9 protein-coding genes are annotated in these 14,586 nt (G+C 66.3%); 5 read left to right on the forward strand and 4 right to left on the reverse strand.

Going from position 1 to position 14,586, the window contains the following annotated elements; all coding sequences use genetic code 11:
• Positions 1–14 precede the first annotated feature (14 nt).
• Positions 15–1,937, reverse strand: coding sequence for a tetratricopeptide repeat protein (locus tag OTER_RS19755; protein ID WP_012376714.1), 1,923 nt, complete (start codon positions 1,935–1,937; stop codon positions 15–17).
• 128 nt (positions 1,938–2,065) lie between these two features.
• On the opposite strand from OTER_RS19755, the gene OTER_RS24490 reads away from it, so the two are divergent.
• The 4 genes from OTER_RS24490 (at position 2,066) to OTER_RS24495 (ending at position 6,547) form a co-directional block, all read left to right on the forward strand.
• Positions 2,066–3,214 (forward strand): sensor histidine kinase, encoded by a 1,149-nt coding sequence (locus OTER_RS24490; RefSeq protein ID WP_012376715.1) that lies wholly within the window; start codon positions 2,066–2,068, stop codon positions 3,212–3,214.
• On the forward strand, positions 3,211–4,017 hold the full coding sequence (locus OTER_RS19765; protein ID WP_012376716.1) for a LytR/AlgR family response regulator transcription factor: 807 nt from the start codon (positions 3,211–3,213) through the stop codon (positions 4,015–4,017). Before OTER_RS24490 ends, OTER_RS19765 begins: the two co-directional genes overlap by 4 nt.
• Before the next feature lie 189 nt (positions 4,018–4,206).
• Positions 4,207–5,694 (forward strand): APC family permease, encoded by a 1,488-nt coding sequence (locus tag OTER_RS19770; protein ID WP_012376717.1) that lies wholly within the window; start codon positions 4,207–4,209, stop codon positions 5,692–5,694.
• Positions 5,675–6,547: a class I SAM-dependent methyltransferase gene (locus tag OTER_RS24495; RefSeq protein ID WP_012376718.1), complete on the forward strand. Its 873-nt coding sequence runs from the start codon at positions 5,675–5,677 to the stop codon at positions 6,545–6,547. Before OTER_RS19770 ends, OTER_RS24495 begins: the two co-directional genes overlap by 20 nt.
• A 158-nt stretch (positions 6,548–6,705) precedes the next feature.
• Here the strand turns inward: OTER_RS24495 and smc are convergent, their stop codons facing one another.
• Both smc and OTER_RS19785 read right to left on the reverse strand, forming a co-directional pair.
• Positions 6,706–10,611, reverse strand: coding sequence for a chromosome segregation protein SMC (smc, locus tag OTER_RS19780; RefSeq protein WP_012376719.1), 3,906 nt, complete (start codon positions 10,609–10,611; stop codon positions 6,706–6,708).
• Between the two features lie 179 nt (positions 10,612–10,790).
• Positions 10,791–11,207 carry a GNAT family acetyltransferase gene (locus tag OTER_RS19785; protein WP_012376720.1) on the reverse strand — a complete coding sequence of 139 codons (417 nt, stop codon included), beginning with the start codon at positions 11,205–11,207 and terminating at the stop codon, positions 10,791–10,793.
• Between the two features lie 201 nt (positions 11,208–11,408).
• Between OTER_RS19785 and OTER_RS19790 the strand changes: the two genes are divergently transcribed.
• On the forward strand, positions 11,409–12,896 hold the full coding sequence (locus OTER_RS19790) for a DHA2 family efflux MFS transporter permease subunit (RefSeq protein ID WP_012376721.1): 1,488 nt from the start codon (positions 11,409–11,411) through the stop codon (positions 12,894–12,896).
• 186 nt (positions 12,897–13,082) lie between these two features.
• Here OTER_RS19790 and OTER_RS19795 read toward each other — a convergent pair whose 3' ends face one another.
• Positions 13,083–14,492: an FAD-binding oxidoreductase gene (locus OTER_RS19795; protein WP_237702395.1), complete on the reverse strand. Its 1,410-nt coding sequence runs from the start codon at positions 14,490–14,492 to the stop codon at positions 13,083–13,085.
• Positions 14,493–14,586: the final 94 nt, after the last annotated feature.

Raw genomic sequence — 14,586 nt, forward strand, 5'->3', positions numbered from 1 at the left:
CCTCAAAACACCACCTACCGCTGCGGGGCTCCCGGCTCCGCTGCGGCCGCCGGTTCGGTCTGCTGCCATTCCTTCCGCAACCGCAGCGCAGGCGGAAACGCGTGGTTTTTCCGCAACACTTCGTTGAGCAGCAGCGCCGCCGTGTCGCGGCTTCCACTCTCGCCCAGTTCGCGCGCCAGCGCCACCACGCGTTGGGCCGATTCGCGTCGCCCGTCGAGAAACAGCTTCGCCGCGCCCAGCAGTTCCAGCGTATCCCCCGTCCGGATCGCCACCCGCATCTGCCAGTCGAACACGTCCGGCTCGCGCGCCGCGAGCCAGGCCGGTTTTGCCACGCGAATTTCCCGGATCGCTTGGGCTGCGTCGCTCCAGCGCTCCGCCGCCGTGAGCTGAACCAATCGCTCGAAAAACTCCCTCTCATCAGCCGCCGCGGCCCCCGCGGGCATCGCCGCCGCGGTGGCGACCGGCGCGGCCCGCCGACCGACGTCGGCGCGCTCCCGCAACACCGCGAGGCTCCCGCTGTTCGGAAACGCGCGCTCGGCGATCTGCACCACCGCGGCCGCTCCGGCGAAGCGCCCCGCCTTCACCAGCACCTCGGCCGTTTGCCGGTAGACCCGCATCGGCAACGGCCGTTGCTCGAGCAGCTCGGTGAGCCGCGTCTGCGCGCCTTCGTCCGCCTCGGCGGCCGATTGCAGCAAGCGTTCCAGCCACTGCGCCGCGAACGCTTCCACCGGTGGCGCATCCGCGGGCAACGGCGTCACTTGGTCCAGCGTCTGGGTCGCCCCCGGCCAATCGCCGGCAATCACCTGCGCTTGCAGCAACACCAACTGCATCGAGCACAGTGGGAACCCCTGCTGCGCCGCCCGCTCGGCACAGCGCTGCACCAGCGATGGTTGGCCGGCCTCCAGCAACGCACTGGCTGCCATCATCAGATCCGGTTGTGACGCCGAGAACCGCAGGAAGAACCGGTCCAGGGCGGCGGCGGCCGACGCCTGCTCGCCCGCGAGCGCTTTCTGCACCACGCCGTAAACGTAGGTGCGCGGATCATTCGGGGTGAGTTCGCGCAACTGTTCCCAAGCCGACTCCATCTCGTCCACGCGCCCGGCCTCCCGCAACGCGCGCACCTGCAGCCGCAAAATCTGTGGATGCGTCGCGCCCGGCGCGTTCGCCACCCACGTCTCGAGTTCCGCCAGCGCCTCCGTCGTACGCCGGAGTTGCAGCAGCGCCAGCACCCGCGCCTCCCGGACCAACGCATCCGCAGGCTCGCCGCTGGCACTCGCCGCATCCAGCGCTTCCGCGGCGCGATTCGCGGCCAGCAACGCCTGCAGCCGCTGACTCACCAGCCAGTCGCGCTCGCTCGTTGCACCGCCGAGAAGTCGGTCGCACGTACGGACAATCACCTCGTAATCCTCGCCGTCGGCCGCGGTGCTGAACAACAACTCGAGCAACGGCCGGCCCGGATTTCCGTGAGCCAGATCCGCCGTTAGGACCTCGAGCGCCTGCGGACGACGGTTCGCCCCGAGATAGAATCGCGCCAGTGCCAGCCGGCCAATCGTGTTATGCGGATCGCGCGCGAGCCCCACCCGCAGCTTCATCACCGCTTCGCTCCAGCGGCGCGCCTCGAGGTCGGCCAGCCCTTCGGTGATCATCATCCGCCCCCTCAATTCCCGCACCGCGTCACGCCGCAGCGGCAGCAACAACGTATCCGAGTAGCGAATCAGATTGCCGGGCTTGCGATCGAACCAGAAGAAAAGTGCCGTCGTGGCGGCCACGTAGCCGACGACCGCCAGCACAATCAACCAGCACAGCACGCCACGTAGGCTCACGGCGAGCCCCTGTCCGCCATGACTGCGCTCATAGGCGCCGAAGAGACCCAGCCGCCAGCGGGCCCGAATCGTATCGCTGGCTCCCCACACAAGCTTGATGCGCCGGCTGGACATGCGGTCGCGGGGAATTCAGTTCTCAAATGCGAATTTGTCCAGCCCGGCGATGCAACTCGCGCCGCCACGAACCGGCCCCGAGTTTGCTGTTGTCGGCTGTCTGAGGGCAGACGAAGCTGTCCGATGCGATGAAATCTCCGGGCCACCGCAAGCAGACGCTGCTGCTCCTGTCCGGCTTCTGGCTCTTCTCGGCGCTCTATTACGCGAGTCATCCACTCGCCTGGCGGCTTATCTACGGCAGCCCTTTCAACCTGCGGGAAACGGTCGCCTCCGGCACGCAATGGCTGCTCTGCATTCCGCTCTCGCTTTATTGCCTGACACTGCCCGCGCGATTTCCACTCGACCGCACCGGCCGGCGCGCGAGCCTGCGCCGGCTGGTCCAGATCGGGCTGATCGTTTGCGTGCTCCTCTTCGTGCTCGACGTGCTGGTGTTCCATCTGCTCAGCCTCACCAGCGCCAAGCCGCCGCCGTTCCTGCAGTTCGTCGCGATGATCGCCGTGTCGCGCACGCACACTTACATCCTGATTTACCTGCTGCTCACCGGCTTCGCCTACGCGCTCGACTCGCTGCAACGCTCGCAGGCGCTCGAGGAGCAGGCCGCGCAACAGGCCCGGGCCGCGGCGGAGCTGCAGCGCGACTTGGCCGACGCGCGGCTGCGCACGCTGCGGATGCAGCTTCAGCCTCACTTCATCTTCAACACGCACCACGCGATCACCGGGCTGATGCTCGAAGGCCAGACCGACAAGGCCGTCCAAATGCTGGTCCGACTCAGCGACCTGCTGCGCCTCACGCTCGAACAAGGCGACGGCCACGAGGTCAGCCTGCGGCAGGAGATCGCCCTGCTGCGGCAGTATCTCGAGATCCAGCAAATCCGCTTCGGCGACCGGCTGCAGGTCGACATCGCCGTCGACGCCGAGACGCTCGACGCCGCGGTGCCGAGTTTGATTCTTCAGCCCCTCGTTGAAAATGCCGTCCGCCACGGCATCGACCGGCAGATCGCGCCGGGCTGGATCAAGGTCACCGGCGCGCGCGACGGTGAACGCTTGGTGCTCGCCGTCGAGAACAGCGGCAAAGCCGAAGCCGCTCCCGAGCGTGCGAGGCGCAATGGCATCGGGCTGGCCACCACGCGCGCGCGACTGCAACAGGCCTATGGCGCGGCGCACGCGTTCGCCCTCACGCGCATGCCGCACGGCGGCATGAAAGCGGAACTTTCGCTCCCGTTCACCCCGATGCAATCACCGGCGAGTGCGATCGTCTCCGAGGCCGTTCCCGCATGAAAGTCCGCGTGCTGATCGTCGACGACGAACCGCTCGCGCGCAGCGTCATCCGACACTGGCTGGCGGACAAACGCGGCGCGGAGATCGTCGGCGAATGCGGCAACGGAGTCGCCGCGCTCGAACTGCTCCGGCAGCAACGGGTCGACGTGCTGTTCCTCGACGTACAGATGCCGGAGATGGATGGCTTCGCGCTGCTCCGCCGGGCCCGCGCGATCGAGATCCCGGTCGTCATCTTCGTGACGGCCTACGACAAATATGCGCTCCAGGCCTTCGCAGCGCATGCGCTCGACTACCTGCTGAAGCCGTTCGACAAGGAGCGCTTCGATCACGCGTTCAAACGCGCCCGGCTCGCGCTCGAGCAGGTGCGCGCCGCCGGCGAGTATCGGACGCGGGTGCGCGCGCTGCTCGACACGCTCGAACTCCCCGTCGGCGAGGAAGCGCGGGCCCAGGACAGGCAGCTCGTGTTCTCCAGCCGGCTCGCGCTCCGGCAGGACGGCAAGATCGTGCTGGTGCGCACGAGCGACGTGCACTGGCTCGAAGCCGAGGGCGACTACGTCCGGATCCACACCCGCGAGCGCCGTCATCTGCTCCACGACACGCTGAGCCACCTTGCCACGCAGCTCGATCCACGGCTGTTCGTCCGCGTGCACCGCTCGGCAGTGGTGAACGTGGAGTGCATTCGCGAGCTGGAGCCTTCGAGCAATGGCGAGTTCGAGATCGTGCTGGTCGATGGCCGGAGACTGCACTCGAGTCGCACGCATCGCGACGACTTGCTGGCAGCGCTCGGACGGCCGGCGGGCTGAGCGGAAACGCGCGGAACCTCCGTCGATCCAGATCGTCCGCTGATCGACGGAAGTCCTCCGTTCGCCGAATTCGCCTGTTCGCAGCCACCGGGCCGCGGCATTGGCTGCCGCTTGTGAATCGAATGTTCCGTTGCATGTTCCGCTCACGAGCTTCCTCGCCTTCCCGGCGAGCCACACTGCGCGCGGACCATGCCCGCTGAATCGCCGTCGCCGCTTTCGCCCGAATCCGCCGGTCTGCCGCGGCGGCTGGGCGGTTTCGATGCCACGATGCTGATCGTGGGCGACATCATCGGCGTCGGGATTTTCACCACGACCGGCTTGGTCGCCGACGCGTTTCCTCATCCCGTCTGGCTCCTGCTCGCCTGGCTGGCCGGCGGACTCCTGACCCTGTGCGGCGCCCTCACCCTCGCCGAACTCGGCGGAGCTCTGCCCCACGCCGGCGGCGAATACGTTTATCTCAAACACGCGTACGGGCGGTGGGTCGGATTTTTGAACGGCTGGACTTATCTCACCATGACCAGTTCCGGCTCGATCGCGGCCATGGCGGTCGCGCTCACGTCGTTCCTGCCCCTTCCCTCCACGCCGCTCGTGCGCGGCCCGGACTGGCTCGGGGGCGTGGCGGTCAGCCCGGCGCAGCTTTTCGCCATTGCCGTGGTGGTCGTGCTCTCGGCGGCCAGCTACGTGGGCGTCCGCTGCGGCAGCTTGCTGCAGAATTTTCTCAGCGTCGCCAAGATCGCCGCCGTGCTCGGGCTCGTGGCCGCCGGCCTCTGGTTCGGCCACGGATCGTGGACGCATTTCAAGTCCGCGACCTTCGCCCTTCCCGCCACCGGACTCACGCCGGCGATCGGTGCCGCCGCGATCGGAGTGTTGTTCTCCTACTCCGGCTGGTTCGCCTGCACCTACATCGCTGGAGAAATCAAAGATCCTTCGCGGAACATCCCCCGCTCGCTGATCGCCGGCACCCTGCTCGCAACCGGCATCTATGTCCTCGTCAACATCGTCTATCTTTACGCGCTTCCGATCGGCGAGCTCCGCGGCACGGTGCAGGTGGGCGAAGCCGCGGCCCTGCGGCTGTTCGGCGGCCACATCTCGACGGTCTTCACCGTCGTGATGATCGTCACGATTCTGGGATCGCTCAACTCCGTGATCCTCACGTCGCCGCGAATCTACTACGCGATGGCGCGCGACCGGCTGTTTTTCCAGGCGATCGGCACGGTGCATCCGCGTTTCCAGACCCCCGCGTATTCCCTGCTTCTGCAAACGGCGCTCGCCGCGCTGCTGATTCTCACCGGCTCGTTCGCGCAGCTCCTCGCCTACGTGACGACCGCCATGGTGTTGTTCTCCATCCTCAGCGCCGCCGCCGTCTTCGTGCTGCGCCGCCGCCGGCCCGATCTGCCCCGCCCCTACTCGCTCCCGGGTTATCCGTGGGTGCCGGCGATCTTCGTCGGCGTCTACAGTTGCATCTTCATCAGCTTGATCGTGGCCCGCCCCCAGGAGGCGGGCCTCGGACTGGCTACCGTTGCCGCCGGCATTCCGGTCTACTGGCTCTGGAATCGCCGGCAGCCGCAGGCTCACGCGAGCCGCCCGCCGGCACCGCTGCCGGTCGCGGCGGTAGCCGCGCGGCAAGACTACCCTGTTTGCAGCCACAAGGAACCCCATGAAACTGATCTCGCCTAAACTCCAATTCGCGCTCGCCCTGCTCGCGCTGGCCAGCGCCCCCGTCCTCGGCGCAGCGCCGAACGACACCGAACAGCAGGCGTGGGACGACTTCGTCGCCTGGGTCAAAGTGCAACCCGGCGTGCCCAATCGTTCCGAGTGGCAGCGCTATCAGGAGAAGCTCGTCGCTGACGGCTTCACGGCTGAAGCGGCCGGTGCCCGCATGGGCTTGCTGGGTAAGCTGCGCGCAACCCACGGCTCGGACTTGGGCCGCGTGTATTTCAACCGGCTCTACGCCGCGCGTGATCACTCGCGCTTCATCGCCACGCCGAACACGTTCCTTGTCGACGTCGCGAAAACGCTCCAGCCTGGCAAGGCGCTGGACGTGGCGATGGGCCAGGGTCGCAACGCCGTCTATCTCGCCGCGCTCGGCTGGGATGTGACCGGCGTCGACCTGGCGGACGAGGGGCTGCGTATCGCCCAGGAGAACGCTGCCGCCGCCGGCACCAAGCTCACGACCGTCAACAAATCGTTCGAGGAATTCGACTACGGCGAGGCGCAGTGGGATTTGATTTGTTTCATCTACACCGACGCCCCGGTCATCGATCCGGTGTATGTCGCCCGCATCATCAAGGCCCTGAAACCTGGCGGCCTGCTCCTGATCGAACGCCCGCATCGTCGGCTCGACGTCGAGGATCCGGAGCTCGGCGCGCTTCTGCCCAAGGATTTCCCCAACGCGCTGCCGCGCGCCTGGGATGGGCTGAGAATCCTGCGCTACGAGGATCTTCTCGGGGTCTCCGACTGGCAACAGACCAGCGCCAACCGTGAGCAGCTCAAGCTCCGCATCATTCGGCTGCTGGCGGAAAAGAGGTGAGCGCCTGACGTGTAGCCGGGGTCACCGATTCTTGACAGCCCGGCTCGGCGAACCGGTCCACAGCCCTGGAGACGCGACGCCCTCGTCGCGTCCGGTCACCGCGCGGCACACTGCTCCCTCAGCGCGCCGCCTTCCGGAGTTCAGGGTCGATGGCCGGCCTACCCTGCCACCGGCACCGCAGGCACCGCCGGCACGGCTTGCACGGTCCGCGTGACCGCTTGCGCGATGTTCTGCGGATGCGCCTCGGGCTCGCCGCGCTCGGCGTTGAACTTCATCGACACCGTCTTCGAGACGCCGCGCTCCTCCATCGTCACCCCATAGATCGCGCGCGCCGCCGAGACCGTCCGCTTGTTATGCGTGATGATGATGAACTGCGACGACTCGACGAATTTCTTCAACAGGTCGGTGAACCGGCCGATGTTCGATTCGTCGAGCGGCGCATCGAGCTCGTCGAGCAGGCAGAAGGGCGACGGCTTGACCATGTAAAGCGCGAACAACAGCGCGACCGCGGTCAGCGTCTTCTGGCCACCAGAGAGCAGCGTGATGCCCTTGAGCTTCGTGCCTGGCGGCTGCGCCACGATCTCGATGCCGCTCTCGAGGATGTCCTCGGCCTGCACGAGTTCCAGATGCGCCCGGCCACCGCCGAAGAGCGTGTGGAACGTGTACTCGAAGTTCTTTTTGATCTGCTCGAACGTGAGCTCGAACTGTCGTTGTGAGGTCTGGTTGATCTCGTCGATCGCCTTCAGCAACTCGGCCTTCGCGGTGGTCAGGTCGTTCGACTGCCCCTGCAGGAAATCGAACCGTTGCTTCAACTCGGCGTATTCTTCGATCGCGACGAGATTGACCGCACCCATGCTGCCGATCCGCGAACGCAACGCGTCGGCCTCGGTCTTGATCGCATCCCAGTCCGTGCTGTCCAGCGCCGCCAGGTCCGCTTCGGTCGGCTCGCCCTTCGGCCCCTTCGGCTTCCGCCGACGCTTTGTCGGCGCCGGTTGCGCCGATGCAACGACCTGGGCCGGTTCATCTCCGTTGTGGCCGGGGTCGCCGACCTCGGCAACCGCCGACGTGATCGACAGCGGCTGCTCCGCTTCCTTGGCTTCTCCCGCCTCGTCCTCGTCCTCATCGAGATCGATCGGCTTCACGCCTTCCGGCTCGTCGTCGGCGTGCCAGAGCTGCTGTTTCCAATCCAGCGTACCGATGTCGGTCTGATACTCGCGGGTAACTTCCTCCACGAGGAACTGGGTTCGCTGGCGCGTCTCGGCGAGTTTCACCTCGTGCGCGCTCAACTGGTCGTGCGCGGCCTCCGACTGCGTGTGCAGCGAAATCTGCGCGCCTTCCAAGCCGCTGATCGCTCGCTCGAGCTCCACCAACTCAGCTCGCACCGTTTCGACCTGCTGCTGAGCAACGGTCAACGTTTCCGCCAGCTGGGTGCTCCGCTCGCGCTGCTCGGCGCTCTCGCGCTCGAGCTGACCGATCTGCTCGCTCCAGGTCTCGATTTCCTGCTGCCGCTGAATCAGGAGCTCCGATAACTGCCCGCGCCGGCGCTCCATTTCCCCGAGCCCGCGGTCGAGCACCTCGACCTTCTGCCGCCGTTCCGCCAGCTCCAGCCGGGCCTGCGCGAGCGACTCGCGTTTCACATCGCGATCCGCGCGCAGTTCGTTGAGCCGGACCTCCGCTTGTTGAATCTTCTCGCGTTGCGCAGCGGCCTCGGCCTCGGCGGTGGTCAGCGTCGCCTGCGCCTTCTGCCAGCGTGCCTGCGCCTCGTTCCGCGCCTGCTCCAGCCCGGCAACCTCCCGCTCCATCCGCTCGACCCGATTCGCAATGTCCTCGGCGTTGCGCTGCGCGCCGCGCTGGTCGGCCTGCGCCGCGGCCAGATTCTGCGTGGCCGTAAGCACGTCGGTGCGGCGCTGTTCGAGCGCCTGCTCCGCCTCGGCCAGCCGCGCGTTCAGCGCATCGATGACGGCCTTCTGCTCGTCGTGCACCTTCTGCTCCTCCGCCAGCAGCCGCGCGGTTTCGCGCAGGTCGATCTCGCGTTGCACGATGCTGTTTGCCGAACGTTTCGTGCTGTGGTGTCCGCCGTAGACGAAACCGCGCCGGTCCACGAGGTCACCCTTGCGTGTCGCCACCGCGAGAAACGCGAAGGCGGGATTCGCCTTCCAGAAATTCAGGAACGCCCCCAGGTCGTCGGCCACATAGCACTCGCTGAGCACGCCGAGCGCGGGATGCGCCGGATCCATTTCCGCGAGCGCCTGCACCGCCGGCGTCAACCCCGCCGGCAACTCGGCACTCAGCTCCGGGCGCTCAGCTCTCAGCTCGTTCACCCGCAACACCGCCGAGCCAATCTGCTCCTGCTCGAGCTGCGCCAGAATCCGCTGCGCCGTTTCCAGATCGCTGACACTGATTGCTTCCGCTGCGGCGCCGAGGATCGCCTCGACGGCCTTGCCGAACTCCGGTTTCACCGCGAGTCCGTGCGTGATCGGGCTGACTTTCGCGCCGGCCAGCGCGCCGTCGAGCCGGCCCTGCAGCACCGCTTTCGCGCCCTCGCCAAAACCTTCCCAGCGTTCCTGCAATTGCTGCAACAGCCGCAGTCGCGCGGTCCGCTGCGCGAGCTGCCGGTCGACTTCCTGCAGCTTGCGCTGCGCGTCGCGAAACTCGCGCGTCAGATCCGTGATCGCCTGCTGCGCCGCCGCGGCCGCGTTGTTCGTCCGCGATTTTTCCGCCAGCGCCGCCTCGACTTTCGTCTCGTGCTCCGCGGCGACCTGCGTCGCCTCCGCGAGTTGCTGCCGCACGCCCTCCAGCTCCTGCGCGAGCATGTCGTGCCGGTGGACGCTGGTCTTCTGGTCGACTTCGTAGCCGGAGCAATCCGTCCGCAGCCGGGCCACGCTGCTCTCGATCTGCAGCAGCTGGAACTTCGCCTGATTCAGCTCCTGTTCCAGTTTGGTCAACTCGCCCTCGACGATCGCGAGCTCGCGGTTCCGTTGCTGGAACACCGCATCGCTGCTGCCCAGCAGCCCAAGCTGCATCTGCTTGTCCTGCGCGCCGGAATCCGCCTGCGCGGTGACTTCGCGCAACTGCATCTCCAGCTCCTCAAGATTCGTGCGTGATGAACCCAACCGGTCCTCCAACCCCGCGCGCTTGATGTGCGCCAGGTTGGCCTGGTTCTCCGCCTGTTCCCGTTGCGAACGGACGTCGAACACCGCCTGCTGCGCGTCCTGCACACGCTGATTCAGCCGGCTGCGCTCCGTTTTCTTCGACTCCAGCGCGCCCTGTTGCTGCTCGAGATTCGCCCGCCGCGCGTTCGCTTCGTCGCGGAGGACGTGCACTTTGCTCTCCAATTCCGCGAGCGTCGCGGCCAACTGCGCATGATGATACGCGCTCCACGCCAGACTCAGGTGCCGCAGGCGAAAGCTCAGCCGCTTGTAGCGCATCGCCTTCGAGGCCTGCCGGCGCAGGCTGCCGATCTGTCGACCGACCTCACCGATGACGTCGGCCACGCGCGCGAGATTCTGGTCGGTCAGCGCGAGCTTGTTCATCGCCTCGCGCCGCTGGCTCTTGTATTTCGTGATTCCCGCCGCTTCCTCGAACACCGAACGCCGTTCCTCCGGCTTGGACGACAGGATCAAATCGATCTGGCCCTGCGCCATGATCGAGTAGCTCGTCCGGCCGATGCCGGTGTCCATGAAAAGTTTCTGGATGTCCTTCAACCGGCACGCCTGGCCGTTGAAGAAATACTCGCTCTGCCCGTCGCGGTACACCCGGCGCGTGATTTCGATCTCGTGATACTCGCTGCCCAGCTGTTTCTCGCACTCGGTCAACAGCAGCGAGACTTCGCACATCTGCGCTGGCTTCCGCGTGTCCGCGCCCTCGAAGATCACGTCCTGCATTTTCCCGCCGCGCAATGCCTTCGCGCTCTGCTCGCCCAGCACCCAGCGGATCGAATCCGCGATGTTGGATTTACCACAGCCATTGGGTCCGACCACCGCGGTCACTCCGGGCTCGAAACGGAGCATGGTGGGATCGGCAAAGGACTTAAAACCGTGAAGCTTGAGCGCCTTTAGATACATGAAAAACCCGAGTTGAGCGGGGCCGGTTCGCCCGCGCAATGGGATTCTTGGCCAGCACGGTTTTCGCTGGTAAAAACGTTGCCAATCCACTCGCGGCGGACCAATCGCGACCGTGCCCCGATCGGCCCCCCGACACGGTCGCCGGCGAGTCGTCGACGGCAAACCAGATCCGGCGCGGATCAGTCGACTTCGAGCCGCTTGCCGAGACTGACGACATCGTCCACCGCGAAGCCGAGCTGCCGGTAAAACGCCACCGCCGCCTCGTTGTTCGTGCGCACCTGCAAGTTGATCTTCGGACATCCCGCGGCGCGCAGGATTCGCTCCGCTTCGTCCATCAACGCTCGGCCAAACCCCGTGCGCTGGAATCGCGGCTCGACCGCCAAATAGTTGATCCAACCGCGATGGCCTTCGTAGCCCACCATCGCGCTCGCCACCACGCGCCCATCGTGCTCGCCCACGAGAAACCACTCGGGATTCACCTTCAGCTTGCGACGGATGTCCTTGCGCGGATCGTTCTGCGGCCGGACGAGTCCGCACGCGCGCCATAACCCCACCACGGCTTTTTCGTCGGCGTCGCGGTAGGCGCGGATGGTCATCAGCTTCGCTGATCACCGAATCCGCTCCGTACAGCAAGGGGGAAACGCTGCCGCGTGTCCGTCCAATCTACCCTATTGGATTACATCGGCGGCAGCTACCCCGGAGGCGACCCTCGGCCGATGGTCAGGGTGGTGCCGCAATCGGCAGCGCAGCGCGAACTCCATTTGCCCCGTCGAGCAGACCACGGTTATCCGTGTCGCATGCCCACGGACGCGCCGAGTTGCGACACCGTTACCGCCGAAACCCGGAAATACCTCCCGTGGCTCGTCGCGGTCGCATTGTTCATGGAGAACCTCGACGCGACGATCGTGAACACCGCGGTGCCGACAATGGCCCTGAATCTCGAGGTCGCGCCGCTCAGCCTCAAGGCGGTGCTCACGAGCTACACGTTGAGCCTCGCCGTGTTCATTCCGATCAGCGGCTGGCTCGCGGATCGGTTCGGGACGTGTCGGATCTTCCGGCTCGCCGTTGTCCTTTTCCTGCTCGGCTCGCTGGCTTGCGGACTGGCGCCCAACGTGCCCGCACTCGTCGGCGCGCGGATTCTCCAGGGACTCGGCGGCGCGATGATGACCCCGGTGGGCCGGCTCGCGCTGGTGCGCGCGTTTCCCCGTTCCGAGATGCTGCGGACGATGAACTACGTCGTCATTCCCGCGCTGCTCGGGCCGCTGCTGGGGCCGTTCGTCGGCGGGCTGATCGTGCACTGGATGTCCTGGCGCGTGATCTTCTTTCTCAACATTCCGCTGGCGCTCGGCGGGCTGTGGATGATCAAGCGTTACATGCCGGATTTCCGCGACGAGCAGGTCGCGCCACTCGATCGCACCGGGTTCGTGCTGTTCGGCGTGGGCGTGGCGCTGCTCTCGTATGTGCTCGAGGTGTTCGGCGAACACACGCTGCCGGGGCAGGACATCGCGTTCATGCTGCTGCTGTCGCTCGGGCTGCTCGCCGCCTATGGCTGGCACGCAACGCGCGACGAAGCGCCGGTGCTCGACCTGGCGCTGTTCAAGGTCCGCACGTTTCGGCTGTCCGTCGCCGGCGGCTTTGCCACTCGGCTCGGCGTCGGTGGAATGCCGTTCCTGCTGCCGCTGCTTTATCAAATCGGGCTCGGGTACGCGCCGTGGCAGGCCGGACTGCTGGTCATGCCGCAGGCCCTCGCCGCGATGGGCATGAAGCTCATCAGCCGGCCGATCCTCGGACGTTTCGGCCACCGTACGATCCTGCTCACCAACACCGTGCTGCTCGGGCTGACGATCATGATCTTCACGCAGGTCGGACCCGGCACGCCTTGGTGGGCGATCATCGCGCTCAGTTTCCTGCAGGGCTTCTTCTCGTCGCTCCAGTTCACGAGCATGAACTCGCTCGTGTATGCCGACGTGCACGACCGAAAGGCGAGCCGCGCCAGCAGCATCGCTTCGACAGCCCAGCAGCTCTCGCTCAGCTTCGGCGTCGCGTTCGGCTCGCTGCTCGCGGCCTGGTTCCTGGGCAACGTGGATCAGCACGATCCGACCCAAGCGATCCCCGCGTTGCACAAGGCGTTCTTCGCGCTGGGTGCGGTGACGATCATCTCCTCGGCCACCTTCTGGGGTCTGCATCCAAACGACGGCAACAACGTCAGCAACCGCGGCTCGCGCCAGCCGCCCGGCACCGAGGTCAACATCGCGAGCGACGCCGCCGCGCCCGTCACCAAGTAGCCCGCTCTCGTCCGACTTTCTTCGCGGCGAAAGCCTCGCCCAAACTCGCAATCCGAATCGCGACAAACTCAGCCCAGCGAACCGCCGCTCCGGCTCTCAACTCTTCGGCAAGCTCAGAGCCTGCGGCTCTCATCCCTCAACTCTCAACGGTTTCCGGCTCTCAGCTCTAGACTCTGAGCTCTAGACTCATTTGTGATCCCACGGCAGGTGCACGTTGAGCCGCGGATACTTCCAGATCCGCACCTCTTCGAACATCTTGCCCGGATTCAGAATCCCGTTCGGATCCAGTGCGCGCTTCACCGCCTGCATCGCCTTCACCTCGGCCGGCCCGTGCTGCACGCGCAGGAACGGCGTTTTCGCGAGACCGATCCCGTGCTCGCCGGAAATCGCTCCCCCTAGCTTCACCACCGTCCGCATCAACGATTCCACCGCAGCTTCAGCCGCACGGGTCTCCTTCGGATCGGCGCGGTGATACATGATGTTCACGTGCAAATTGCCGTCCGCCAGGTGCCCGAAGGTGGGGATCGGCAAACCCGACGTGCGCTTCAACCGCTGCAGAAACCGGAAGAACGCCACGTAGTTTTTCATCGGCAGCACGACGTCCTCGTTCAGTTTGGCGTCGCCCAGCTCGAACATCGCGCCCGAGCATTTGCGCCGCACGGTCCACAACTGTTCCGCCTCCTCGCGATTCCGTGCCGCCCGGTAGCCGGCCGCGTGTTCCGCCGCCCACGCCAGCACCTGTCGCTTGTGCTCGCGCACCTCGGCCGCCCCGCCGGCGAATTCCAGCAGGATCACCGGCCGGCCCGCCTGGCCGGGAAAGATCGTGGTCTGCATCGCACTCTCCGCGCAGCGCACGCTCTCGCGATCGAGAAATTCGCAGATCGCCGGCTGCACGCGTTGATGAAACAACCGCAGGATCGACTCGATCGCATGCTGCTCGTCGCGGAACGACGTGAGCAGCGTCCAGCGCGTCGCCGGCTGCGGAATCAGTTTCAGCACCGCGCCCGCGACGACGCCCAGCATCCCTTCGCTCCCGATCCAGAGATCGCGCAGATTGAAACCCGCCGCGAACTTCTTGGTCGCGGTGCCCCACTCGACCGCTTCGCCGGTCGGCAGGAACCCGCGCAATGCCACGACGAAGTCCCGCGTCACTCCATACTTGCCGCCGTGCATGCCGCCGGCGTTGCAGGCGATGTTGCCGCCGATCGTGCAGTATTCCTTCGACGAAGGATCCGGCGGATAAAACCAGCCTGCCTCCGCGGCCGCGCGTTGCACGTCCGCCACTTTCGCGCCGCACTGCACGTGCGCCAGTCCGGCCACGGCATCGATCCGGATTTGATTCAGCCCGAGCAGGTCGATGACCCAGCCTCCGCGCACCGGCGCAGCCGAGCCCATCAACGTCGTGCCGCGTCCGCGGACCGTCACCGGGACGCGATACCGGTTCGCCAACTCGAGCACGACGCCGATCTCGGCTTCGCGACGCGGCTTCACGACCGCCGCTGGCAGGAACGAAATCTTGCTGGCGTCGAACGACGCCGCGAACCGCGACGCCTCATCCGTCGCGACGATGCGCGCACCGAGGCGGCGGCAGAGCAAGCGAGTGGCTGTTGCGAAAGACATCGTCGAGACAAAATGCCGGTCGCCCACAGGGCGCGAGAAAGAATCCATGCGCGGACCGGCCGTTCGCTCG

This window comes from Opitutus terrae PB90-1, from assembly GCF_000019965.1.
In the GTDB taxonomy this organism is placed as follows: domain Bacteria; phylum Verrucomicrobiota; class Verrucomicrobiia; order Opitutales; family Opitutaceae; genus Opitutus; species Opitutus terrae.

Coding starts and splice junctions, on each gene's coding strand:
- OTER_RS19755 (WP_012376714.1), bottom strand. CDS start 1,937: ATGTCCAGCCGGCGCATCAAGCTTGTGTGGGGAGCCAGCGATACGATT.
- OTER_RS24490 (WP_012376715.1), top strand. CDS start 2,066: ATGAAATCTCCGGGCCACCGCAAGCAGACGCTGCTGCTCCTGTCCGGC.
- OTER_RS19765 (WP_012376716.1), top strand. CDS start 3,211: ATGAAAGTCCGCGTGCTGATCGTCGACGACGAACCGCTCGCGCGCAGC.
- OTER_RS19770 (WP_012376717.1), top strand. CDS start 4,207: ATGCCCGCTGAATCGCCGTCGCCGCTTTCGCCCGAATCCGCCGGTCTG.
- OTER_RS24495 (WP_012376718.1), top strand. CDS start 5,675: ATGAAACTGATCTCGCCTAAACTCCAATTCGCGCTCGCCCTGCTCGCG.
- smc (WP_012376719.1), bottom strand. CDS start 10,611: ATGTATCTAAAGGCGCTCAAGCTTCACGGTTTTAAGTCCTTTGCCGAT.
- OTER_RS19785 (WP_012376720.1), bottom strand. CDS start 11,207: ATGACCATCCGCGCCTACCGCGACGCCGACGAAAAAGCCGTGGTGGGG.
- OTER_RS19790 (WP_012376721.1), top strand. CDS start 11,409: ATGCCCACGGACGCGCCGAGTTGCGACACCGTTACCGCCGAAACCCGG.